Origin of the sequence: Micromonospora sp. WMMD987 (assembly GCF_029581435.1) — a bacterium.
Taxonomy (GTDB): domain Bacteria; phylum Actinomycetota; class Actinomycetes; order Mycobacteriales; family Micromonosporaceae; genus Micromonospora; species Micromonospora rifamycinica.
On sequence record NZ_CP120861.1, the window covers coordinates 330,544 to 353,174 of the forward strand.

The window sequence follows — 22,631 nt, forward strand, 5'->3', positions numbered from 1 at the left end:
AGCGGAGCGGTCCGCCGCGCCGCCTGGGCCACGGGATCAGTCCTTCGTCTTCTTCTTGGTCTTCGACTTCTTCTTGGTCTTCTTCCGTTCCGTGCGCACCGCCTCGTGCAGCGCCTGGGCGATGGCCCGGTCGGCTTCCGCCGTCGCGTGTTGATAGATCAGCGCAGCCTGCGGCGAGTCGTGCCCCATCCGGGCCATCAGGTCCCGGGTGCTTGCCCCGGTCTGGGCGGCGAGGGTGTTCCCGGTGTGCCGCAGGTCGTGGAAGTGCAGGTTCGGCTGACCGATCCGGGAGACGTTCGCCTTCCAGCCGATGAGCTTGTTCAGGTTGCCCCGCCAGATCGGGCGCCCACTCTCGGTGGTGAACACAAGCGCTTCCGGGTTGTCGTCGACCTCAGCGGCCAGGTGGTCACGGACGACCGCAATGACCGCCGGGGGCAGGGTGATCGTGCGCCGGCCAGCTCGGGACTTCGGTGGCCCGAGCACCAGGCCGACCCCGCGCTGTTCGGTGTACGCCTGCCGTACCCGGATGGTGCCGGCCACCGTGTCGACGTCCTGCCGTTGCAGCGCGGCGACCTCACCCCAGCGCAGGCAACCGAAGGTGGTGACGAGGACCAGGGCGCGGTACCGGGGCGGCACGATGTCGGCCAGCTTGAAGACCTGGGCGAGGGTGAGCACCGGCCTTTCCGCCGGCTTTTCCTGGTCGGCACCCGGGATGCGGCACGGGTTCCGGGGCAGGATCATGTCTTCCTTCACCGCCGTCATCAGCACCGCCCGCAGCAGCCGGTACGCCTTGGCCGCCATGCTCACCGAGTTGCCGTTGCCGAGCAGATCCGCCCGCCAGTCGCGGACCATCGGGGTGTCCAGTCGGCCCAGCTCCACCCCACCGAGGTACGGCACGATGTGCTTGTCGAGCAGCCACCCATACAGGTGCACGGTCCGGGGCCGCAGGTTCGGCCGCTGATCGATCCAGCGTCGCGCGTAGTCGGCAAGCTTGATCTTGGCCCGAGTCGGGTCGGTCCACTCGTGCCGGGCAATCTGCGCCTCGACCAGCGTGAGGTACCGATCCGCGTCGGACTTCCGGGCGAACGTCTCCGGCGCGTTGCGCATCTGCCCGTCCGGGCCGGGGTACCGGGCCTGATAGCGCCCCGAGGGCAGCTTGCGGACGCTGCCGAACCGGCGGTGACCTTCCTTGTTCGCCATCACGCCACCCGCTGAAGGTCGCGCCACACATCCGAGGCGGTCAGCGGCTCCACCCGCCCGGACTCGACGTGTGCGGCCAGGTCGACGGCCTTGATCCGAACGCTACGGCCGAGCTTGTGGAACGGGATACGCCGTTCGGCGACCAGCCGGCGGACGTAGCGCTCACTCATGTTGATCCGGGCCGCGGCCTGCTCGATGGTCAAAACCTCGTCCACTGTCGCCTTCCTCCCCGTCGTGCCGTGCGTTGTGCTGAGTTGCCGAAAGATCGGCCGACCCTTGGGCGGCCCGGTCCTTGGCGGCGAGTAGTTCGGACCGCCAGCGGGCGCGTTCGCTGATCGAGCGCATGAGCCGATGGGACAGCGGCCCCACGTCCGGGTCGTCGGGTCGGGCGAGTTCCCAGGCGTGCCGGACCCGTTCGACGGTGTCGCCCTGGTCGTCGACGAGCTGCCCGGGGCTGCCGGCCGGGCCGCCGTCGGCGGTGGCGCTGTTGGTGGTGACGCCGAGCAATGCCTGCACCCAGGCCCGGACGTCGTGCTTGTGGTCTCTGAGCGTCTTGCCGGACCAGTCGCGGGAGATGAGGATGCGTCGGCCGCCGATGCCGAGGGTGTCCCGCTGGTGGACCTTGCCCTTGCAGCGTCCCGGCTTGAGCTTCGCGTGTGCCTTCTTCGGTTGGATGCCGTAGAGCAGCCAGTTGGCGCACCGGTCGGTGCAGGGGGTGACGCGCAGTTCCCGCCAGAGCCGGTCGAGGTGTTTGCGTTGCCGGTCGGTGGTTGCCTTGTGCACGTCGCCGGTGTGCTTGGTGATGTACTTCGTGACGTACCGGATGGTCCGTTCGGCGTCGGTGGTGCCGGGCATGACGCCGCGTGCGTCGACCTGGGTGCCGAAGCGCACGACGTGCACCGGTTCGGCCTGCGGGTTCTCGTCGATGGCGTCGAGTGCTTCGCCCCAGGTGGTCAACGGGCACCGGGTGTCCGGGTCGACCCACGCCGAAGCGTCCTCGTTCCATACCGGGGGCCGGTCGGCGGTGTACTGCTGGACGTCGACCGCCGGCCACCACACCTGGTGATACGTCGCCGCCGCCACGGTGCGCAGGGTGTCGCGGGGAATCGTGCCCCGGATGGCGAAGTGCGCGTGAGGAGCGAGACGACGTTGCGGCTCGACGCAGCCGGCGTACTGGACGTTCCAGCCCTCACAGCGGCGCAGGTTCTGCCAGAACCGGTCGAGGAGTCGGGGGAAGTGGACGGCGTCCCAGGCGGCGCGGCGGTAGTCGTACCGGTCGGGGTTGACCGGGGTGCCGTCGGGCCGGACGGGGCCGTAGGAGTCGAGGGTGAGGGTCAGCCACATCGACGGCCGGTAGGTGGTGCCGTCCGCAGCGGTGTACGTCCTGCCGACCGTGCGCCGCTCGACCTTGCGGCGTGGCAGCTCGGGTGCGTCCTGCCGCCGTTTGGTGGAGCGCTTACGCCGGCGGCCGCTGTCGTCGTCGGCGTCCTCGTCGACGCCCGCGTGGGGTGGCCCTACCCGCCCGCGCAGGCCCTCCGCCGTGATGGCCTCTTCGACCTCGCGGATTCCCTCGTCGAGTTCTTCGACCTGCCCCCACTCGGCGGCGCGAATCGCCTCGTCGCGGGAGAACTCCAGGTGCGCGCGGAACAGGATGAGCGCCTTCTGTTCCTCGGTCGCCGGTTCCGGTGGCGGCAACGGCTCGTCGTCGCGGTGCCAGCCCTCGCGGATCTGGGCCTGCCGAAGTCGGCGGTTCTTCTTGGCGCACGGGGCGCACTTGTCTTCCCGGGTGGCTCCACAGGGCAGGTCGATGACCTCGGTCAGGCCGGTGTCGAGGTCGGTGCGGCGCATGGCGAGGGGGCGCACGCAGACGCCGTACTCGGCGGCGATCTCCTTGAGGACGTCGACCGAGCGGGGTAGCGCCATGCGGGCCGCCCGCGACCCCGGCCGAGGAGGCGCAGCCGGGGTTGGGGCGGCGGGTTCGAGGCCGGGCAGGGTGGGGGCGGTCATCGGATGATCCCGACGACGTGCGGCCGGTTCGAGGGGACGACACGTGGGGGTAGCACGGCCGCCGGGGCAGAGATGGCGGCCGGTGCCGGGACAGCCGGCGGCACGGGGTCAGCCGGGCGCTCGGGTTCGGTGGTGGCCTGCCCGGGGACCTCGTGCCGGTCGACCGACGGTTGGTCCGGTTCGGGAGCCGGTGGGGTGGCTGGGGCGTTGGACAGGACGACCTTGACCAGGGCGAGGAATGCCAGGGACGGCACGGCCGCGACGGTCCAGCCCCACACCGACGGTTCGGCTTCGGCGACCTGTGCGGCGAGGGACAGCAGGGCGAACGCGACCAGGAGTGAGCCGACCAGGCCGACGGGCCGACCGGCACGGCGGCGGGCGCGCAGTTCCAGGCCGAGGTAGATCGCCATCAGCTCGACGGCTACGGCGTTGGCCCAGCCGATCCAGTCGGGTTGGCCGTGGGTGACGGACAGGTCGTGGACGTGGGTGAAGGCGGCTGCGCCGGCCATGGTGCCGATGGCGAGCAGGATCACCAGGCGTACGGCGGTTTCGGTGCGTGCGGTCATCGCCACTCCTGCATTGGCTTGTCGCGGATGGTGAGGTCGATGCGGATGCGCCGGTCGGCCATGTCGGGGCGGCGGTTGACCATGTGCGCGAGGCCGTGCAGGGCGGCGGCGGTCTGGTCGGCGGGGCCGACGAGCCGGATGCGCAGCGGACGCCGGAACCGGTTGATGACGCGGGCAAGGGTGGTCATGACGGTTACCTCCGGGCCGGTCGGATGTCGGTGCGGATGTAGTCGGGAGGGGTACCGAGGGTGGCGACGGCTTCGGACAGGCAGCGCCACAGCGCCCACGCCTCATCGGGGGTCAGGGACATCCGCCGCCGGCCAGCACCGACCGCGAGATAGACGGGGTACGGGTCGGGTCGGTCGGGGTCGACGCGGACGGACACGGCGGTGACCGGTTCGGGGGTCCGCAGCCGGTAGAAGCGCCGGCCGTCGGTCGGGCCGGTCATCGGGGTTCACCCTGGTCGGCGTCGAGGATGGTGCGCAGCGCGTCGGGCAGCAGTGGCCCGTGTCGGGGCCGGGGCAGCGCCGGCCGGAGGGGTTCCGGGGTGGACTCGCGGCCGACCTGGGCGAGGATGTCCGCCGCGTCGGCCGGGGCCGGGTACCGGTGGGCCAGGTCGCGGATGTCGTCGTCGCTGACGTAGGAGAAGCGGACCCGCATCGGTTCCGGGGTGCCGTCGAGGATTACGTACCCGACGCCTTTGGCCCATCGGGGCATCTGGTCGGCGAGGGCACCCCGGTTGCGGGCACCGTCACCCAACACGAGATCAACCTGAGCGGCTTCGGTGAGCCCGAGGGCGATGCGGGTCGGGAACAGGTCCCGGAACGGCAACACCTCCTTGCGCGGGTCCTGCAACGCGGCCACCACCAGCACGCCGACCCCGGCACCCTGCGACAGCAGCAGCCCCAGCGATGACGCGATGCGTTTGCGCAGGTCGACGTCTTGCAGGTACGCGGTCAGTGCGGCCATCTCGTCGATGACGACCACGACCAGGGGGTCAGCCTCGGTCGGCGTGTGCACCCGCACGGTGCCGGCCAAGCGGGTCTGACGCTCCCGCATCACGGTCACGGCCTCGTCGAGGTGATCGGCCATGGCCTCGAACGACTTGCAGGCGAACCGGGCGAACAGCGGCCGGCCCATGGCGAACTCCATCCCGCCCTTGGGGTCGATCACCCACAGCCGCACCAGGCCCGACGTGATGCCACCGGCCAGCGACCGCACCAGTGACCACAGCACCGAGTCCTTCCCGGAGCGGGTGGCCCCACCGATCAGCACATGGGTGGCGAGCAGGTGCAGCGACCAGGTACCCAGGTCCTCCCGCCGCGCCAACGGCAGCGCCGTGAAGTCGGGGACGGCCGGGGTGTCGAACGGCGGCACCACCGGCCGCAGCGCATCGGTACGGACGAGCACCAGGTACACCAGCGTGGGCCGGTCCCGGAACCGCAGCCGGTCCACCCAGCCGAGCGGCAGCGCCCAGTAGCCGGTACGGGTCGGCGGGGTGTCGGGCCGCTCGGAGTAGACCCGGGCGTGCCGCCGGCCGAAGGCGTACGCGAGGTTCGCGGTGACCTGTTGGAAGTCGGCCGGGGTCTGTCCCCGGACCATGCGCACGGTCAGCACGTCCAGGGCCTGATCCGAGCGCACCCGCAGCAACTGCGGCAGGACCGGCAGGTGGTCATACATTGCGGCCAGGCCGCACAGGGTCATCGCTTCCTGCCAGGCCCGCCGGTAGACGACGACCTGACGGAACCGGCCAAGCAACGGCCCCGCGCACCACCGCCACCAGGACGCCTCATCGCGCCACCGCCACAGCGCCGACGCCGCCGACGCCAGGACCAGCGGCACGACCAGGCCCGGCCAGCCGTGCTCGACGTAGAGGACGACGGCGGCCACGACCAGGACCACGGCGACCGGGTGACGCAGGCACCACCAGCAGAACCGGGCGGCCCAGCGCAGCACCAGGCCGAGCACGACCAGCCACATCGGCAGGACGAACCGCTTCGGCCGGACCACCATCAGATCCCCGGCGGTCACCATCACCACCCCGCCACGAGGCCGGCGCATCATCGCCCACCCCGCAGCGACACGAACCGGCCCGACGCATCCCGGACCGGAGGAAACGGAAGAACGATCTGCCCGACACACCCGGCACACCGACCGTCGGCACCGGTGGCCGGGTCGAACCGGGACTGACACACCTCGCACCGAGGCGAAGCCGGGGCAGCCGAACGCCTACGCTTGGACACGTCACTACCTCTCTCGACAGAGCAGGGGAAAGAGACACCAAGGGGGCGGGGCTGCCGTCCGCCAAGACCAGACAGCCCCGCCCCCAACCACCAGCGGCTACGCCGCCGCCTTCTTCGCCACACCCGCCGGAGCACGCATCCCGGTCGCCCGCAGCGAGTACGCCATCCGGTTGTTGTTCGTCACGTACGGCGTGACCGTCATGCCCTCGAACTCCACCGCCTCGAACGGGGCACCCGTCGGCGGCACCGGCTGGTAGTCGGCGGAGATCTTGACCGTCGTCTCCCGGGAACGCTTGCCAAGCTCCGGGTCCAGGTCCATCACCCGCACCTGCCACACCCGCTGACCGGTCAACTTGTCCTTCGCCGGGCTACGCCGCCCGGTCTTCTCGTCGTAGTCCTCGACCTCACCCAGGGACTCGGGGACCAGGGCGCACCCCGCCGGGAAGACGTCCTCACAACGCACGGCGAACCTCGTACCGCCACGCAGAGCCATCGCTCAACCTCCAAGTTGTTGCCATGTCTGCCAAGTGGAGACTCCAAGGTAGACGCCACTTGGCAGACAAGTCAACAAGCTTCGCGCCCCCCTGCGGATCAGTCGACGTGCCGACTCCCGCACGAACCAATTGACATCAATGTGACAGAACCTTGCTTTTCGAACTATGCACGCGGGAGACTGGCCGGCCTTCACTGTCAGCGTCCGACCATGTGCGGAGTGTTTGTGACCACCCCTGATGACCCGCAGAGCCAAGCCCGACACAACGAGATGGAGGCGCGGCCTGTCAGCGCTTTCGAAGCTCAGGAGAGATACCGAGAAATCGGCAAGAACTACGAACTGGCAATTGATCAGCTCCGCACAGCCAGATCCGCCCAGTTCGCATACTGGATAATCCTGATTTCCAGCTTCGCGCTAATTGCACTACTTGCCTACTCGGTAGTTGTCGGACTATGGCACGAGAAGCCCGTCACAACCCGCTATGTAGGGCTGATTGCACTGTTGGTTTTGTGCATTGGCGTGGGTTGGCTCGTCCTCAAAAACCGCCGCAAGATAATTGAGTTCGATGTGATGGTGCGCAACCTCGGGCATGACCGCCAGAGTGCCGCCACTCGAATACCATCAGAGTCCCTGGAGTCGCTCCGCCTGTACCGGGAGGCGTCGCAGGACATTGTTGCACAGTTCCGCACCCGCGCTACTCGCAACCTCAGGGCACACAATACCGTTCAAGCCATTATCATCATCGGCTCCGTAGTCGCCTCCACCACCACGGCAGTCATGGCCGGGGAGCATCCGTTGAGCTGGGTTTCAACAGGTCTCACCGCCTTCATCAGCATCACCGCAGGGCTGGCTGCCTACTTCAAATTCCGCGAGCGCGGTTACAACTTGCAACTGACTGCCGATGAAATTGAGAAGCACTACAACGCCACACAGTTCCGTTTAAACGAATATGCAGAGCACGGCGACGGAAAGGAAGCGTCGAGGCTGCGCCTATTCGCACAGAATGTCGAGCGCTTGCGCGACGAGCAGCGCAAACGTGAACTCCAACTCGAACAGTCGCCAGGGCAGAAAGAGGAGCGATAAAGGGCCAGTCGGGAAGTATTGCCCAACGGGTGATGCTCCAGGCCTCAGTTTGACCTATGCCGCTTCGAGGGTGGATCCACCAAAGGCGGCGGCATCGGGCTACGTGGTGGCTTTGCCGCCGAAGCCGTGCGGGATCATCGAGGCCAGGGCGGCGGCTCTGGCCTCGATGATCCTCATGCGGGCTTGGTACTCGGCGGGTTCGCGGTGTGCGGCTTGGCTAGTGACCTGGCCGGGCCATTTGCGGTACAGCAGGCCGTACTCCCGGGTGAAGTAGCCGGCGGTGACGGCGTTGGCCGCCAGGAGCAGGCCGGTGTCTTCGGAGGCGGGTAGGGCCATCCAGCCGCCGAGGGCGAAGACAAGATCCCGCCGCAGGCACAGAGTCGCCGGGTGGACGGATGCCCGGTAGTCGTTGGCCTGCCAGAACGCCAGGACCGCGCCCCGGTCGATGACCCCGCCGGCCGGGTCCTTGTCCCATCCGGCGGTAGACCCGTCGGGCAGCAGATCGAGTACCCGCGAGGTGGTCCACCCGATCTGCGGGTACGCGTCGAACGCGGCGATGTCCCGCCCGAGCGCACCCGGGGTCAACTGGTCGTCAGCATCGAGAACCTTGATGAGGTCACCGTCAACCCGGGACAGCGCAAGGGTTCGGGCAACACCAGGCCCACCCGGACGCCCGGTGCCGAGGCTAATCCGTGGGTCGTCGGGCAGGACGTCGGCCAAGGCTCCGGTCTGTCCGTCTTCCTGGACGAGCCATTGCCACTCCCACCCCGGCGGCATCTCCTGCTTGGCCAGCGACTCGTACGCGCCAGCCAGGTACTCGATGCTGGGCGCGTGGACCGGGGTGATGACCGAGACGAGCTGCGTCACGTTTTCCACCGCTGGAGTTTGTGGGAGTAGACAAGCTCGGTCCGGTCCCCCGGCATCACCACGTCAGCCACCTCGACCACCCGGCCGGTGGTGTCGACGGATGTCTTCCGCACGGTGAGCACGGAGACGCCCGGGTCGATGTCCAACAGTTCGGCCTCATCCGGCGACGGGGGCCGGGCGCGGATCTCGTCGTCGATGCGGTCCAGCTCGATGCCGAGGGTGTAGAGCTGATGTTGCGTACCGCCCGGCCATGGTTCCTTGCCCGCGTCAAGCAGGTCCGGGTTCGCGGCCACCAGGTCATAAGGCAGATAGGAGTACGACACCGTCAGCGGCGCATTCTCGTGCCGCGACGATGTCCAGTACACCCGGCGCAGCAGCGACGTGCCCGGCTCGACCTGCAAAGCCGCCGCCATCTCGTCATCGGCGTTGACGCGGGTGTACTCGGCGTGGAACTTGAGATCATCGACGGTCAGGCCGGTGTCGTGCTCGGTCGCGCCGGTCTTCAACCGCTCGTCCTCGTCGAGCAGGACCCGGTCCTTCTCCCACTGGTACCGCTCGGTGTTGCGACGGCGTACCCGCTGGCGGGGTGCCCGCACGTAGGTGCCGCGCCCCTGCTCCGCGCGGACCAGGCCCCACTCGCGGAGCTGCCGGATGGCGTTGCGGACGCTCGTGCGGGACAGCCCGGACGACTCGGCCAGCTCGGTTTCGCTCGGCATCAGCGTGCCGGGGGCAAGCTCCCCGCTCATGATCTTCACCCGCAACTCTTCGGCGAGTTGCAGGTAGCGAGGGCGCCAGTCCCGGCCATGCACACCGGTCACCGTACCCCCTAGACGTTCCAACGTCTGCCAGGTGGTCCCCCCAGCCGGCCGCTCCGGCACCGCCGGCACCACCACCGCCCCTGCTCGCGGGGGCTGCCCACGACGCCCACCAGGACCACGCGCCCCAGCGCCCCGCCGGCTATTGGTGTTCACCGCGTCTCTCCCGTCCGCCCGTGTCGCCTGGCCTGTGCCTGCATGGCGTGTCGGGCGTGGGTCAGTTCCTCGATGAGCCGGTCGACGTGGGTGAGCGTCAGGAGCACGGTTTGCGTGGTGCCGTAGTGGGTCGCGTCGAGCTTGATCGCCGGGTCGCGGCGGGTGAACCGGTCGATGAGCAGTTGCAGACTCACCCACCCGGTCCCCTCCCGCCCGATCGTGGCCAGGTACCCCCGGTGCATCGGATCGTTCGGCCCACAACCCCGGCACCACGGCGGACACACCACCGGCCGAGGCGACGCCGGCCCCCGCCGGTTCATCATCGGAAAGCCGTCACTCATCGTCGGCCCCCTGCCCGCCGGCCTGCGCCAGCAACCCGCGCAACTGCTCCACCAGCTCGGCCGCTTCCGGCAGCGACAACTCCGCCCAGGCGTTCCCCGCCCGACACGACGCGTGCACGCACACCAGCGGCGCACCGGGAGTCTCCGCACTGATCAGGTACGTGACGACGAGCCCACTCGCCCGCTTCTCACCAACCCGGAGCATGTGGCCGCGATGACGACGGGCCATGTGCGCCATCACCGGCGGCACCAGATAGCCGCACCGCTCCGGCGTGCACCAGTCCGGATGACTCGTCACCGGGGCCGGCCTACTCGGGCGGGTCATCGTGCCCACCGCCCGCCATGCCCCCGGTGCGCCTGCGCCACCGTCATCAACGGCGCATACCGCAACACGGGAAGTTCCCGCGTGGCATCGACCGAGCACCACGGCGCAGGGCCGACCGATCCGCCAGCCGACGCCGACGGCGTGTTGCCGCTGGTGGCTGGGATCGGCGTACGTCGGCGAGGCCGCCAGGACGACAGCCAACCGCGTCGACGATGAGAGCCGGACATCGCACCTCCACAGGTAGACGAGGAACCGGCGGCCGACCACGAGCTTGGTTGTGGCCGACCGCCGGCCCGGATGAAGGCACGGCGCACCGTCCGACGCCGGACGGGTCGGGTATCGCCGAGCCAACTTGTCTACGCGGCTACCGCAACCGGTCCCACAGGACGCCGCGCATAGGTGCGGCCAGGGCCGACACCGCGACCACCCCTGACACGAGCCGTCACCCCGGCCGCACACCAGGAAACGTATCTACAAGTGGACGAGTTGTCTAGACGTCGACACGCGTCGCTTGCTTGGCACTTGGTACAACAAGTGCCAGGTACGGTGAACAGGTGCCCACCCCGCACTACGGACAACCCCGCTACCGCACCATCGCCGACGAACTCAGAGAGCGCATCGAGAGCGGGGTCATCCCGCCCGGAGCCCTTCTGCCGGCCGAGAGCGCACTTACCGCTGAGTTCAGGGCTGCACGCGGCACAGTTCGTCAGGCCATCGCCGTATTGCGCGAGGCAGGCTTGGTGATTACCGACCATGGGCGCGGGACATACGCGGGGCCCCGCCGAAACGCGTCAGAGCGGGACGGGAGTTCCGAGACGGAAACGCAACAGCGTCGAGTCGCCGCAGACGCAGAGCTGGCAGCCCTTTTCGCTGTCGAGGTGGGCACATCACTCTTGGAGCAGCAGAGCCTCACTCGAACAAGCGGGGTCGTCGGGACAGTCGTCAGAACCTATCGACTGCTTAGGACGGAGGCCTAGAGCACATCACACCTTCGTATGGCTTCGAGGTGGCCCTCAGCGGGTCGTGCGCGGCAGCCTGCGTGTGCGTCAGCCGTTCCGTTGGCCTACAGGCAACACGTTCTGCGGCTGGCACGGAGGGCGAGTAGTCTGGTGGGTCGCTGAATGACCACCGCTTTAAGCTGGCCGCGCCGCAAACCCTGAGTCCGTGCGGTGTAGGGGGCGAGGGGCGGCTACTGCGCCTTCGGTGGGAAATCCGGCTTCAGGATGGGTCAAGGACTCCGTCGTCGCGCCACCGTCCGCGCAGGCGATTACAGTAGCCCTTCCCGCCTGCTGTCCACCCTGGCAAGCCAAGCAAGACCGCCGCCCGACTCGCCATCGACCGAACGCGAGTCAAGGTCCGCTTGACGTGGCAGGCCGCACGGCGGCCCGGTTCCCATAGGGCGTCAACGGTGGACGGGACAGCTTACTTGCTAGCGCTGGCCTTTTTTGTGGTTCGCTTGCGTGGCGCTGCCGATCTACGTTTCGCGTCGTCCGGCTCCTTTGGAGCAACGGTCAAATCTGGAAACGGCAGGCGAAAAGTGGCGAGCGTAAGCGGCGGCAGCCCCATCCTGGAAGTCATATTCTGCACGAACTCTCTGGCGTATGGATATAGAGCCATAGTGCCCATGGTTTTAGCGAATGAGTCAAGCTCAGGAGGTTCAGGGCGTGCGCGATTCGCCGATTCAAGAGTATAGAGTGATCCGAGCTTGAAGCTGATTTTCGCTAGATCGGCGGTGTCGTCTTCCTTGGCAGTCGAACCGTCAATTATTTCTTGAATGACGACTTCGTACTTGATCTCTAGGATAAAGAAGTCCGCCCCGTCGTGATAGCTAACGGAGGGCTCCATTTCCAGTTGCCATGTCATCGCATTAGATTCGTCGGGGAAGCGGTCGAAGTGTAAAGTAGCGTCGAACAGCCGAACGTCTGCAATATCTGCCATGGCGGCAATTCTTGCAGCTTCTCGCTGAGCTACCGCCAGGTCAACTACTTCGCTCACAGTGCCCCAACCAAGCGCGTACGAGAGGAATCAAGATGCGCAACTGGCGCAGCAGGCGTGCTGCTGCGCCAGTTGCGAGCATTGGAACTGGCCAAGGCGGAAGTTCGGACTTCCTTCAATCTGGTCGAACTCGGCGATCGGGAGTAAAAGCGGGCGTCGCACCACGGCGAATCATGAGGCATATCAATCCCCACGACCAGGCGGACGGTCAGGGCTCGGGCGTACCGCTGAAGAGTCGAGAGATGCGGATCAACGTTGCCATTCTCAAGGTCAGAAACTGCCGACTGGGTCGTCTGCATTCTTTCCGCGACACTCTTCTGGCTGATCCTCAAGTCCTTCCGGACCTTGATGAGCTGCCGCAGAAGAGAATTTCGAGAGGCGGCGTCTTCATATGCAGCCGTGAAGCTCGGACTCCGAGAGGCCGCTTCGGCCAGAACTTCTCCAAGCTCGTCGTAGTCATCATCTTCGACGTCGAAGATGTCCGGTTCCGGCTTTGCGACGGCGTTCGACATGGAGATCCCCCTGCTTCGGGAGCGGGCGACTGGGTTGGTCACGGGTCTACGGTGCGTAACGACACTGTCCGCTATCGGTTACGACCGATAGTACAGTCCAGAGGCCGCGCATGCTATACGAATCTTCGTCAGGCTTCCTACTTGGCACCCCGGGCGCGCCACGCCTTCATGCGGGTCTCGGCAAGATCCAAGTCCGTCCCGCGAGCTTTGCGCTGATTCTTGTACACGCAGAGTGCCACCACGACGTACTTTGGCCCATCCTTGAAGAAGTACGCCCTGTAGGGGTTATTTCGGACCTGCACCCTGAACTCAAGTAGGCCCTTCCCTGCGGGGCGCACCTCACCGCGCTGCTCCATGCCGTGCTCGTACCGGGTGAAGAGCTCGCCCAGGGCTGCGCGCCCCTCCTCCTCCAGGTCGTAGAACTCCTCGCGAGCGACAGGCTTCCCGGTCTCCGACCTGTAAAACCGCACGCGTCGCACGCGAGGGGTGTCGTACATCCGGCTCGACTCCCTTCTGGCTGGTCCGCCCGGGGGTGGGGAAGGATCGTCGTTGGTCTTGCGCTTAGAGCGGGAGCTCGAAGTGTAGTCGGATGATCACCTGATGTCAGTGCCACCAGCAGGGGAGGCCCATAAGACATCAGACGCACGGCCAGGCAGTGGTGCCGACGCGCCGATGGGTCGCTGCCTAGGAGCGCTCAGCGTGACAGAACGTAGTCTGGATCGCTTGCGCTACGTCCACCCTGCGGTTGGTTGCTCGTGGGTCGCTGGCCTGTGTAGCGCGCAGAGCATCGCTAGCCTTAATGTGGGTCACATTTGTGCTATTCCCGGCATTGTGCGAACCCGTGGGAATCGGTGCTGCGGAAAGTTGCCGCTTGGCAACCATCGGTATCCCTTATCCGCATGCCCCGGCGGGGTCGAGTTGCTCGTACGCTCTCGCTTCCGGCAGTCGCGATGACATCAAATCGATCTAGACGAATGCAAAGATTTCTGCAAAGGGATACATTAAAGACAATTGTTAGATTTTGCTGATCCTGGACGGTAGGCGCTGGCCCCCTGCAAGATCTGTAGGTGAGGCTCGCGGTCCTATGTTGCTGAATAATTCTGTTCTGGATCAAGGCACCGCGCTGCGCGCGGTGCGGGCGCGGTGGCCCCGTCCGGCGGCAAGCCGCCCCGGTCGTCTACGACGCCGGGACGGGAAGCCGCCGACAGCCGACGGGCTGCCGCGCCCGCTGCACTCCGAATCCAGATGACGACGACGGCCAGGCCGTGACGATCGCCAGCGTGGTTGGCCCCCATCGAGCTTTTGGCGATCGGCTGCCGCACCGGCTTCGCCGGCTTGCCCTCGGCCTTCCTTGGTCACCACGCCGCGCTGGAGCCGACCACACCGGGTCTGCCTACGCTGTCGCCATAGACGCGGGCAGGGCGTGGCGGCTGTACCACCGGGTCGAGCTGGTCGGGCGAGATCGATGAGCAGAGTCACGACTTCCCGTGGAGGTACGGCCGGTTCCGTCCGCTGCCGGGGTTCGAGCCGCTACGCCCGCTCTTCGTCGCCCGGAGCGCCGCCCTCGATGCGGACGACGGCGAGGCCATGATCCGGATCGACGACGAGATCCGGTCCGCCCTCACGATGACCCATCCGGACGGCCGTCCGGTGGCCGAGTTCCTGCTCAGCATCGAGGACGACGAGGCCGGCTTCCGGTGGCACGACGAGCTGTTCGAGGACGGGTAGCCCGTGCCATTAGCGTGCCATTAGGGCAGGACAGCAGGGGTCAACCCAGGCCACCAGGGACCATCGCGACCAGGCCGCCGGCCCCACGACCTGCTGCCCATCGTCGATTCCCAAGCTGACAGTGCGGGTTCGATTCCCGTCACCCGCTCCACGCATGGAAGCCCTGGTCAGGACAGCGGTCCCGCCAGGGCTTCCGTCGTTCCGGGTGGCGTCCGAGCATGAATGGCGGGCCGCTGCGGCGAGGGCGGTGCCGTTGCCGACGACGTACCCTGGTGATCATGCGGATTGGCATCGTGGTCCTCCCCGACCAGCGCTGGGCGGAGTCGCGTCGGCGCTGGCAACAGGTCGACGAGTGGGGCTTCGACCACGCCTGGACGTACGACCATCTGGGCTGGCGGGATCTGGTCGACGGTCCGTGGTTCGACTCGGTGGCGACGCTGACCGCCGCGGCGATGGTGACCGAGCGGGTCCGGCTCGGCACCCTGGTCGCCTCGCCCAACTTCCGGCATCCGGCGGCCTTCGCCCGGCAGGTCACCACCCTCGACGACGTTTCCGGCGGGCGGCTGCTGCTGGGTCTCGGTGCGGGCGGGATCGGCTTCGACTCGGCGGTGCTGGGCGGGGAGACCCTGCCGCCCCGGTCGCGGGTGGACCGGTTCGGCGAGTTCACCGAGCTGCTGGACCTGATCCTGCGGGAGGACGGCACCACCTGGCGGGGGGACTGGTTCGCCGCCGTGGACGCCCGCAACAACCCCGGCTGCGTGCAGCGCCCCCGGGTGCCGTTCGTGGTGGCCGCCAACGGACCCCGGTCGATGCGGCTGGTCGCCCGGTTCGGTCAGGGCTGGGTCACCACCGGTACCGGTGAGGAGGAGCTGACGGCCTGGTGGGACGGGGTGGCGACGCTCTGCGCCCGGATGGACCGTACCCTCGACGAGGCCGGGCGTGACCCGGCCACCCTGCCCCGTTACCTCTCGCTGGACTCGGCGCCGGTCTTCTCGCTGCGGAGCGCGGACTTCTTCGCCGAGCAGGTGGCGCGGGCGGCGGCGCTCGGGTTCACCGACGTGATCACCCACTGGCCCCGGGCCAGCAGCTGGTACGCGGGGGACGAGGCGGTGCTGGTCGACGTCGCCACCCGGCTGTTGCCGGAGCTGCGGACGCCGTAAGGCGTGGGCTGTGGCGCACTGGTCCGGCGTGGTGCGAGGGGGTCGGTGCGGTGGCCTGCTCCCCGCGCACGCGGGGGTGGTCCGGCCGACGCCGGATGGACCTGCCGCCGTCGTCAGGTGGGCAGGTCGTCGCTGGTGAGCAGGCCGTGGACGCCCAGGTCGGCGGCGACCGGGGCGGGTAGGTCGACGACCACGGCGGCGCCGCCGAGCCAGTGGGCACCCCGGGCGGCGCAGAGGTCCCGGACGGTCCGTACCTGGGCGCCGGTGGCCACCCAGTCGTCCACCATGAGCACCCGGTCCCCCGCTCCGAGCCGGTCGTCGCGTACCGCCAGGTCGACCTGGCGGCCCCGGAAGTCGGGGGGACTCTGTGCCCAGGTCAGCGGGGCGGCGGGGAGTCTTCCGTCGCCGGGTTTGTGGGCCGGGACGAAGCCGACGCCGAGGGCGGTCGCGGCGAGTGGCCCGAGGATCAGGCCGGTCACCGCAGGGGCGACGACGACCGTCGGTCGGGCGGTACGGAACGGTGCGACCAGGGCCGGTCCGAGCCCGGCGAGCGTCTCGGGATCCCGCCACCAGCGGGAGGTGTCGCTGACCAGGTGGCTGCTGCCCGGCCCCGGATCGACCCAGGCGAACAGCTCGACCAGGCGGGTACGCAGCTCAGCGGTCATGTTCCCCATCCTCGGCGTCGATCACCGACGGCCGCCAGCCGGAATGCCATCGGTGGGATTCTGGCCCGTGCGGCCCAGCGGGCATCGGATGATCGGCTGCACGTATCGCTGCAATTCGGATCATAACCCCATGATCACGTTGACGTCGGAAGTGCTTCTTTCGTTACGGTCCGAGCCGTCATGAAGGCATACGAAAGGACCGAGCCGGTGGTCGGCAGGCACTCGCGTACCCGGATCTTCTCCTCGCCCGCCGGCATCGCCGCCACCGCTGCGGTCGGTGTCGCGCTCGCCGTCGGTGGCACGGTCGGGGCGGTCCGGTTGACCGCCGACGACGCGCCGGCCCCGGCGGTGGTGGACACGGTCACGCCCGGAGCCACCGTCACCACCGCCCCGCCGAGCCCGAGCCCGAGCGTCACCCGGACCCCGAGCGCCAGCCCGTCGCCGACCGTCACCGCCAGCCCGGGCGCGACCCGGACGCAGGCCGCCTCCCGGGGCAAGCCCCGCACGGCCGCGCCCAAGCCCTCCGCCACCACGAAGAAGGCGGCCGCCCCGAAGAGGACCGTCGTCGACAGTGGCTCCTGCGGCGCGTCCTTCTACGACGAGGGTCAGTTGACCGCCAACGGTGAGAACTTCGACCCGAACGCGCTGACCGCCGCACACAAGACCCTGCCGTTCGACACCAAGGTCCGGGTCACCAACCCGGCCAACGGCAAGTCCGTCACCGTACGGATCAACGACCGTGGTCCGTTCATCGACGGACGTTGTATCGATCTGTCCCGCGCGGCCTTCGCCTCGATCGCCTCGGTCGATGTGGGTGCGTTGACCGTCAGGTACGAGGTGCTCGGCTGACTGTGCGGCCGACCGGGCCGGCCCGGCCGGGCAGAACACCCTCAATCGTGGGGCTAGGTTCATTCTCCGGTCCGGTTCCATCAGGCATGCTGTGCACGTACGTAAACATGCCTTCCAGTCGGGTCGCGGCCCGCTGAGTCCCGGATCCCGCGCCGGCGTCGGCGCGGCCGTCGGCCTGCTCGCGGTCGTCTCGGCGATCGAGTCGGCCGACGGCTGGGCGGTCCACTACGTCGCGCTGATGACGGTGGCGCCGATCCTGGCGGCGGGTTTCGCCTCCTGGCGGGCGGTGGCCGGGGTGGGCTTCCTGGCCCTGGTGGTCGGGTCCGGGTTCGCGCTCACCGATCCGGCGATGGAGCTGACCACGGCGGTCGCCCTGGTCGGGATCGCCTTCGCCACGGTGGTGTCGGCCGGGGTGGCGGCGGTGCGGCAGGGGCAGGCCGAGCGGATCGGCGAGTTGTCCAAGCTGGCCTCGGTGGCCCAGCAGGCCGTGCTGCGTCCGCTCGGCCCGCAGGTCGGCACCCTGGCGGTGGCCGCCCGCTACATCTCTCCCACGGCCACCGCCGAGATCGGTGGCGACCTGTACGAGGCGATCGACACCCCGTACGGCGTCCGCATGATCATCGGGGACGTGCGGGGCAAGGGGCTGGACGCGGTCCGGCTCGCCAGCATCGTGCTCGGCTCCTACCGACACGTCGCGTACGAGCGGCCCGACCTGCGGGCGGTGGTGGCCGACCTGGACCGGGCGGTGGCCCGCAACGTGGGTGACGAGGACTTCGTCACCGCGGCCGTGGTCGAGGAGCGCGGCGGGACGCTGACCATCGTCAACTGCGGTCATCCGGCACCGCTGCTGCTGCGCCGGGGCGCGGTGATCCCGCTGGAGCCGCCCGCGCCCGCCCCGCCGCTGGGGTTCATGCCGGTGGTCCGGCCCCGGGTGGAGCGGTTGGAGCCGGGGGACCGGCTGCTGCTGTTCACCGACGGCCTCGGCGAGGCGCGACGGGACGGCGAGTTCTTCCCGACCGCCGACCGGGCCTGGCGGCTGCTCGGCCACGGCACGGTCGGCGACGGCCTGGCCTCGCTGGAGACCGCCCTGGTCGAGTGGGTGCACGGTCGGCTCGACGACGACATCGCCCTGGTCCTGATGGAGTACACCGGCCCGCGCAGCGGGGTGACCGTGGCGGTGCCCTCGTGGGAGGTCGGCGCGGCGGAGAGCTGAACCGCACAGGTGTAATCCCCGTCACGGTGATGATTGGGTTGTCGCTACCTACCCGTGAGTAATACAGTGGGTGTTACTGATCGGTAACACCTGTCCGGAAGCGGGGCCAGCGAACATGACCCACTACAAGAGCAACCTTCGGGACCTTGAGTTCAACCTGTTCGAGGTCTTCGGCGCGGACCGTACGTTCGGCCAGGAGCCGTACACGGACCTGGACGTCGACACCGCCCGCAGCTTCCTCTCCGAGGTCGACCGCCTGGCCCGCGAGGACCTCGCGGCCAGCTACACCGACAGCGACCGCAACCCGCCGGTCTTCGACCCGGCGACGCACACCGCGCCGCTGCCGGAGTCGTTCAAGAAGTCGTACCAGGCGTTCATGGACTCCGAGTTCTGGCGGCTGGACCTCCCCGAGTCCCTCGGCGGCAGCAGCGCCCCGCGCGCTCTCTGGTGGTCGCTCGCCGAGCTGGTGCTCGGGGCCAACGCCCCGGTCTGGATGTACGCCTCCGGCCCGTCCTTCGCGCACGTGCTGCACGTCGAGGGCACCGAGGAGCAGCAGAAGTGGGCCAAGCTCTTCATTGACCGGCAGTGGGCCTCCACCATGGTGCTCACCGAGCCGGACGCCGGCTCGGACGTCGGCGCCGGTCGGGCCCGCGCGATCCCGCAGCCGGACGGCTCCTGGCACATCGAGGGCGTGAAGCGCTTCATCACCTCCGGTGAGCACGACCTGAGCGAGAACATCGTCCACTACGTGCTGGCCCGCCCGGTCGGCGTCGAGGGCGTCGGCGGTCCGGGCACCAAGGGGCTCTCCCTCTTCGTCGTGCCGAAGTACCACTTCGACGGCGAGACCGGCGAGCTGGGCGAGCGCAACGGCGTCTACGCCACCAACGTCGAGCACAAGATGGGCATCAAGGTCTCCAACACCTGCGAGCTGACCTTCGGCGAGCACGGCACGCCGGCCCGGGGCTGGCTGCTGGGCGAGAAGCACGACGGCATCCGGCAGATGTTCATGATCATCGAGTACGCCCGGATGATGGTCGGCACCAAGGCGATCGCCACCCTGTCCACCGGCTACCTCAACGCCCTGGAGTACGCGAAGAACCGGGTCCAGGGTGCCGACCTGATCCAGCAGGCCGACAAGGCCGCGCCCCGGGTCACCATCACCCACCACCCGGACGTGCGCCGCTCGCTGCTGATGCAGAAGTCGTACGCCGAGGGCCTGCGGGCGCTGGTCTGCTACACCGCCACCTGGCAGGACAGGATCGCGATCGCCGAGGCGGCCGGCGACGAGCAGGCGACCATGCTGGCCAAGCGGATCAACGACCTGCTCCTGCCGCTGGTCAAGGGTGTCGGCTCGGAGCGGGCGTACGAGCTGCTCGGCCACGAGGCGCTCCAGACGTACGGCGGCTCCGGCTTCCTCCAGGACTACCCGCTGGAGCAGTACGTCCGGGACGCCAAGATCGACACTCTGTACGAGGGCACCACCGCGATCCAGAGCCTCGACCTGATCTTCCGGAAGATCGTCCGGGACAACGGCAAGGCCCTGACCACGGTCGCCGGTGAGATCCAGGAGTTCATCAGCACCGAGGCCGGCAACGGTCAGCTCAAGGAGGAGCGGCAGGCGCTCGGCCGGGCGCTGGCCGAGATCCAGCAGATCCTCGGCGTGCTGACCGGCTGGCTCGGCGAGGCCCAGGGCGGCGACGCCCGCAGCCTCTACAAGGTCGGCCTGAGCAGCCGCCGTTTCCTGCTGGCCCTCGGCGACCTGACGGTCGGCTGGCTGCTCCAGAAGCAGGCCGACGTGGCGCTGAAGGCGCTGGCCGGTGAGGTCTCCCCCGCCGACGAGGCGTTCTACACCGGCAAGGTGGCCGCCGCCCGGTTCTTCGCCCGCGAGGTGCTGCCCCGCATCGGTGCCGACCGGCGGATCATCGAGGGCGCCGACCTGGACATCATGGACCTTCCGGAGGAGGCGTTCTGACCCTTCCCCCGGGGTCGCGCCACCAGCGGGCCGGCACCCCGGCATCCCGACGATCGGATGCCGGGGTGCCGGCCCGTTCGGCTGGGCGTCACACCCGCCCGACCCGCACCCGGGGGGCCGGACGAGCCGGAACGTGCCCGTGCGGGAGTCCGGGGCTCAGAACCGTGCCCGTGCGGGGGGGCCGGGGGCTCAGGAACCGTGCCCACCCGGGAGTCCGGAGGGCTCCGGAACTGCCCGGTCCGATTCCGGTAGGCGGGCCGCTGGGCGGGTAAGCCGCGCGGGCCACGGGCACGCCCAACGGCCATCGCACGGGGGAGTGCAGGGACATGGGGATAGGAAGCGGCATCTTTCTCATCGCGCTCGGCGCGATCATGACGTTCGCCATCCGGGCCAACGTCTGGTGGATCGACCTGCGCGCGGTCGGCTGGGTGTTCATCCTGGCCGGGCTGGCCGTGCTGCTCACCACGCTGTGGTTCTGGCAGGACCGGCGCAAGCGGGCGCGCACGCTCATCGTGGAGGAGAACCGGCTCTCCCATCCGACCGCGATGATGCCGCCGCCGCCCGACCCGCCGCCGCCCACCGCGCCCCCGTCCTGACCCGGCACGAGCGCGGGTCAACCCCGCGCGGTGTGCCGGTCGACGATCGGGGCGTCGCCGGGGGTCAGTTCCGCCCACGGCGTCGCCACCCGGTGCACCACGAGATCGGTGGTGCGCAGCCCCTCCCGGTCGGCCCGTTCCGGGTCGAGGAGCGCCGACAGCAGCGAGATGCCCGGATTGTGGGCGACGAGCAGGACCGTGCGGGCCTCCGGTTCCACCGTCCGCACCAGGTCGAGCAGGTCGTCCGGGTGTGCCTCGTACGCGGCGGCGGCGTACCGCACCGCCGGTGCCGCCCCCGCCGGGGCGTCCTCCGGTGGGCACCCGGCGAGGCCCAGCGCCACGTCGTGCCAGGTCTGCCGGGTGCGGCGGGCCGCCGAACAGATCACCACGTCCGGCGGCAGGACCCGGCGGGCCAGCCATACCCCGGCGGCGGCGGCGTCCGCGTGCCCACGTGCGGTGAGCCGCCGCTCGACGTCGGGGCCGGCCCCGGATGGTTCGGCCTTGGCGTGTCGCAGCAGCACCAGTGTCCGGGTCTCGGCCCCACCGTCCGTCATGGGAACAGCTTGCCTGATTGGCGCGCGTGTCGCCTGGGTATGTCGATGGGGCCACTCGCTCATCGATGCCCTCGATGGCCGTGGCGGGTGGGTAACGCCAGCGGACAGCCAGGGAGGCATGTCATGGGCATCGGTGCCAGTATCTTCCTCATCGCGGTGGGCGCGATCTTCGCGTTCGCCGTCGACGCCGAATTGGGATGGCTCAACCTCGACGTGGTCGGCTGGGTGCTGATGCTCGCCGGTCTCGTCGGGCTGTTGACCACCCTCTACTTCTGGAACAGCCGCCGCCGGGCGGTCGTCACCACCGGGATTCGTCAGGACCAGGTCGTCGCCGACCGGGTCGTGCCGGTGCAGGGCGACCGGGTGGTGCGTGAGGAGTACCGCGAGTCGCGGGGGCCGGGCTACCCGGTCTGACCGCGCACAGGATGTCGAGGACCCCGCAACGGCGCGGGGTCCTCGAACTTTTCCCCGCCCGGGGTGCCCGCTTTCCTGCCGACGGTGCCCGGCCGGTGGGGTCAGCCGAAGAGGGCGAAGTAGATCGCGATGTGGTGGCATCCGGCGGCGACCAGGGTGCAGGCGTGGAAGAACTCGTGGTGGCCGAAGACGGTGGGCCACGGGTTCGGCCGGCGCAGCGCGTAGCAGACGGCACCGATGCTGTAGACCGCGCCACCGGCGGCGAGCAGCACCAGCACGGTGACCCCGCCCTGGCTCAGGATCTGCGGGAGGATCGCCACCGACACCCAGCCGAGGGCCAGGTAGAGCGGGGCGGAGACCCAGCGCGGCGCGTGCGGCCAGATCAGCTTGACGGCGACACCCGCCGACGCCCCGCCCCAGACCAGGCCGAGCATCAGGACGGCTGTCGACCGGTCGAGCAGCAGGACACAGAGCGGGGTGTACGTGCCGGCGATGAACACGAAGATCATCGAGTGGTCCATCCGGCGCATGATCTGGTAGCCGCGCTCCGACCACACCCGACGGTGGTAGAGGGCGCTGGTGCCGAACAGGCCGCAGACGGTCACGCTGTAGATCAGGCAGCTCACCAGGGGGGACCAGCCGGAACGGGTCGCCGCGACGGCACAGAGCACGATGCCGCAGACGAGCGCGACGAAGAACGCGTAGGTGTGCAGCCAGCCGCGCATCCGGGGCTTACCGATGTCGACCGGCTTGAGTCGAAGCGGTGCGGAGGTCGTCACGCGAATAGGTTACGACACCGTAGGTTACTTCTGGGTAGTGCGAACCGTCACCACGCCGGTCGAGTCCACCGACCCTGGACGGAGCATCGATCGGGGAG

The 22,631-nt window shown here is 68.9% G+C and carries 27 protein-coding genes; 9 read left to right on the top strand and 18 right to left on the bottom strand.

The features are described 5' to 3' along the window. Positions 1 to 36 precede the first annotated feature (36 nt). The 8 genes from O7612_RS01425 to O7612_RS01460 all read right to left on the bottom strand — a co-directional run bounded on the left by O7612_RS01425 (position 37) and on the right by O7612_RS01460 (position 6,509). Positions 37 to 1,200 (bottom strand): site-specific integrase, encoded by a 1,164-nt coding sequence (locus O7612_RS01425; protein ID WP_282269739.1) that lies wholly within the window; start codon positions 1,198 to 1,200, stop codon positions 37 to 39. Continuing rightward, positions 1,200 to 1,370 carry a helix-turn-helix domain-containing protein gene (locus O7612_RS01430; RefSeq protein WP_255598827.1) on the bottom strand — a complete coding sequence of 57 codons (171 nt, stop codon included), beginning with the start codon at positions 1,368 to 1,370 and terminating at the stop codon, positions 1,200 to 1,202. The genes O7612_RS01425 and O7612_RS01430 overlap by 1 nt, the downstream gene beginning before the upstream one ends. Further along, complete coding sequence (locus O7612_RS01435; protein ID WP_282269740.1) at positions 1,363 to 3,207, bottom strand: replication initiator; 1,845 nt, start codon at positions 3,205 to 3,207, stop codon at positions 1,363 to 1,365. The genes O7612_RS01430 and O7612_RS01435 overlap by 8 nt, the downstream gene beginning before the upstream one ends. Then, positions 3,204 to 3,773, bottom strand: a complete 570-nt coding sequence (locus O7612_RS01440) for a DUF2637 domain-containing protein (protein WP_282269742.1) — start codon at positions 3,771 to 3,773, stop codon at positions 3,204 to 3,206. Before O7612_RS01440 ends, O7612_RS01435 begins: the two co-directional genes overlap by 4 nt. Next, complete coding sequence (locus O7612_RS01445; protein WP_282269744.1) at positions 3,770 to 3,961, bottom strand: hypothetical protein; 192 nt, start codon at positions 3,959 to 3,961, stop codon at positions 3,770 to 3,772. Before O7612_RS01445 ends, O7612_RS01440 begins: the two co-directional genes overlap by 4 nt. A 5-nt stretch (positions 3,962 to 3,966) precedes the next feature. Beyond that, entirely contained in the window at positions 3,967 to 4,221 is a 255-nt protein-coding gene (locus O7612_RS01450; protein WP_067305988.1) for a hypothetical protein, read from the bottom strand. Further along, positions 4,218 to 5,834 (bottom strand): FtsK/SpoIIIE domain-containing protein, encoded by a 1,617-nt coding sequence (locus tag O7612_RS01455; RefSeq protein WP_348774291.1) that lies wholly within the window; start codon positions 5,832 to 5,834, stop codon positions 4,218 to 4,220. Before O7612_RS01455 ends, O7612_RS01450 begins: the two co-directional genes overlap by 4 nt. 279 nt (positions 5,835 to 6,113) lie before the next feature. Then, complete coding sequence (locus tag O7612_RS01460) at positions 6,114 to 6,509, bottom strand: transcriptional regulator (protein ID WP_104113758.1); 396 nt, start codon at positions 6,507 to 6,509, stop codon at positions 6,114 to 6,116. 225 nt (positions 6,510 to 6,734) lie between these two features. On the opposite strand from O7612_RS01460, the gene O7612_RS01465 reads away from it, so the two are divergent. Next, positions 6,735 to 7,592, top strand: coding sequence for a DUF4231 domain-containing protein (locus O7612_RS01465; protein WP_282269753.1), 858 nt, complete (start codon positions 6,735 to 6,737; stop codon positions 7,590 to 7,592). A 99-nt stretch (positions 7,593 to 7,691) separates the two neighbouring features. On the opposite strand, the gene O7612_RS01470 is transcribed toward O7612_RS01465, so the two are convergent. From O7612_RS01470 to O7612_RS01485, 4 genes are all read right to left on the bottom strand, one after another. After that, a complete protein-coding gene (locus O7612_RS01470) occupies positions 7,692 to 8,459 on the bottom strand; it encodes a glycosyltransferase (protein ID WP_282269754.1) in 768 nt (255 codons plus the stop codon). Then, positions 8,456 to 9,277, bottom strand: a complete 822-nt coding sequence (locus tag O7612_RS01475) for a GntR family transcriptional regulator (RefSeq protein WP_282269756.1) — start codon at positions 9,275 to 9,277, stop codon at positions 8,456 to 8,458. The genes O7612_RS01470 and O7612_RS01475 overlap by 4 nt, the downstream gene beginning before the upstream one ends. Positions 9,278 to 9,426: 149 nt before the next feature. Next, complete coding sequence (locus O7612_RS01480; RefSeq protein ID WP_282269758.1) at positions 9,427 to 9,624, bottom strand: precorrin-4 C11-methyltransferase; 198 nt, start codon at positions 9,622 to 9,624, stop codon at positions 9,427 to 9,429. 139 nt (positions 9,625 to 9,763) lie between these two features. Continuing rightward, entirely contained in the window at positions 9,764 to 10,069 is a 306-nt protein-coding gene (locus O7612_RS01485; protein ID WP_282269760.1) for a hypothetical protein, read from the bottom strand. 581 nt (positions 10,070 to 10,650) lie between these two features. On the opposite strand from O7612_RS01485, the gene O7612_RS01490 reads away from it, so the two are divergent. Beyond that, on the top strand, positions 10,651 to 11,073 hold the full coding sequence (locus O7612_RS01490) for a GntR family transcriptional regulator (RefSeq protein ID WP_282269762.1): 423 nt from the start codon (positions 10,651 to 10,653) through the stop codon (positions 11,071 to 11,073). Between the two features lie 445 nt (positions 11,074 to 11,518). Here O7612_RS01490 and O7612_RS01495 read toward each other — a convergent pair whose 3' ends face one another. From O7612_RS01495 to O7612_RS01505, 3 genes are all read right to left on the bottom strand, one after another. Further along, positions 11,519 to 12,091: a protein-export chaperone SecB gene (locus O7612_RS01495; protein WP_282269764.1), complete on the bottom strand. Its 573-nt coding sequence runs from the start codon at positions 12,089 to 12,091 to the stop codon at positions 11,519 to 11,521. After that, positions 12,088 to 12,603, bottom strand: coding sequence for a helix-turn-helix transcriptional regulator (locus tag O7612_RS01500; protein WP_282269766.1), 516 nt, complete (start codon positions 12,601 to 12,603; stop codon positions 12,088 to 12,090). The genes O7612_RS01495 and O7612_RS01500 overlap by 4 nt, the downstream gene beginning before the upstream one ends. Positions 12,604 to 12,740: 137 nt before the next feature. Then, positions 12,741 to 13,100 (bottom strand): type II toxin-antitoxin system RelE/ParE family toxin, encoded by a 360-nt coding sequence (locus O7612_RS01505; RefSeq protein ID WP_282269768.1) that lies wholly within the window; start codon positions 13,098 to 13,100, stop codon positions 12,741 to 12,743. 1,090 nt (positions 13,101 to 14,190) lie between these two features. Here O7612_RS01505 and O7612_RS01510 point away from each other — a divergent pair. Both O7612_RS01510 and O7612_RS01515 read left to right on the top strand, forming a co-directional pair. Beyond that, entirely contained in the window at positions 14,191 to 14,331 is a 141-nt protein-coding gene (locus O7612_RS01510) for a hypothetical protein (RefSeq protein WP_282269770.1), read from the top strand. A gap of 272 nt (positions 14,332 to 14,603) precedes the next feature. Next, positions 14,604 to 15,491 (top strand): LLM class flavin-dependent oxidoreductase, encoded by an 888-nt coding sequence (locus tag O7612_RS01515; protein WP_282269772.1) that lies wholly within the window; start codon positions 14,604 to 14,606, stop codon positions 15,489 to 15,491. A gap of 113 nt (positions 15,492 to 15,604) precedes the next feature. Here O7612_RS01515 and O7612_RS01520 read toward each other — a convergent pair whose 3' ends face one another. Continuing rightward, positions 15,605 to 16,156 (bottom strand): phosphoribosyltransferase, encoded by a 552-nt coding sequence (locus O7612_RS01520; protein WP_282269774.1) that lies wholly within the window; start codon positions 16,154 to 16,156, stop codon positions 15,605 to 15,607. A 207-nt stretch (positions 16,157 to 16,363) separates the two neighbouring features. Between O7612_RS01520 and O7612_RS01525 the strand changes: the two genes are divergently transcribed. From O7612_RS01525 to O7612_RS01540, 4 genes are all read left to right on the top strand, one after another. Then, positions 16,364 to 17,005, top strand: coding sequence for a septal ring lytic transglycosylase RlpA family protein (locus O7612_RS01525; protein ID WP_282273753.1), 642 nt, complete (start codon positions 16,364 to 16,366; stop codon positions 17,003 to 17,005). A 91-nt stretch (positions 17,006 to 17,096) separates the two neighbouring features. Continuing rightward, positions 17,097 to 18,218, top strand: coding sequence for a PP2C family protein-serine/threonine phosphatase (locus O7612_RS01530; RefSeq protein WP_282269776.1), 1,122 nt, complete (start codon positions 17,097 to 17,099; stop codon positions 18,216 to 18,218). 115 nt (positions 18,219 to 18,333) lie between these two features. Next, positions 18,334 to 20,190, top strand: coding sequence for an acyl-CoA dehydrogenase (locus O7612_RS01535; RefSeq protein WP_282269778.1), 1,857 nt, complete (start codon positions 18,334 to 18,336; stop codon positions 20,188 to 20,190). Positions 20,191 to 20,516: 326 nt separating this feature from the next. Continuing rightward, on the top strand, positions 20,517 to 20,786 hold the full coding sequence (locus O7612_RS01540) for a DUF6458 family protein (RefSeq protein ID WP_067300694.1): 270 nt from the start codon (positions 20,517 to 20,519) through the stop codon (positions 20,784 to 20,786). Between the two features lie 17 nt (positions 20,787 to 20,803). On the opposite strand, the gene O7612_RS01545 is transcribed toward O7612_RS01540, so the two are convergent. Beyond that, positions 20,804 to 21,340: a histidine phosphatase family protein gene (locus O7612_RS01545; protein WP_282269782.1), complete on the bottom strand. Its 537-nt coding sequence runs from the start codon at positions 21,338 to 21,340 to the stop codon at positions 20,804 to 20,806. A gap of 123 nt (positions 21,341 to 21,463) precedes the next feature. Between O7612_RS01545 and O7612_RS01550 the strand changes: the two genes are divergently transcribed. Continuing rightward, positions 21,464 to 21,754, top strand: coding sequence for a DUF6458 family protein (locus tag O7612_RS01550; RefSeq protein ID WP_282269784.1), 291 nt, complete (start codon positions 21,464 to 21,466; stop codon positions 21,752 to 21,754). A 101-nt stretch (positions 21,755 to 21,855) separates the two neighbouring features. Here the strand turns inward: O7612_RS01550 and O7612_RS01555 are convergent, their stop codons facing one another. Next, on the bottom strand, positions 21,856 to 22,533 hold the full coding sequence (locus tag O7612_RS01555; RefSeq protein ID WP_282269786.1) for a hemolysin III family protein: 678 nt from the start codon (positions 22,531 to 22,533) through the stop codon (positions 21,856 to 21,858). Positions 22,534 to 22,631: the final 98 nt, after the last annotated feature.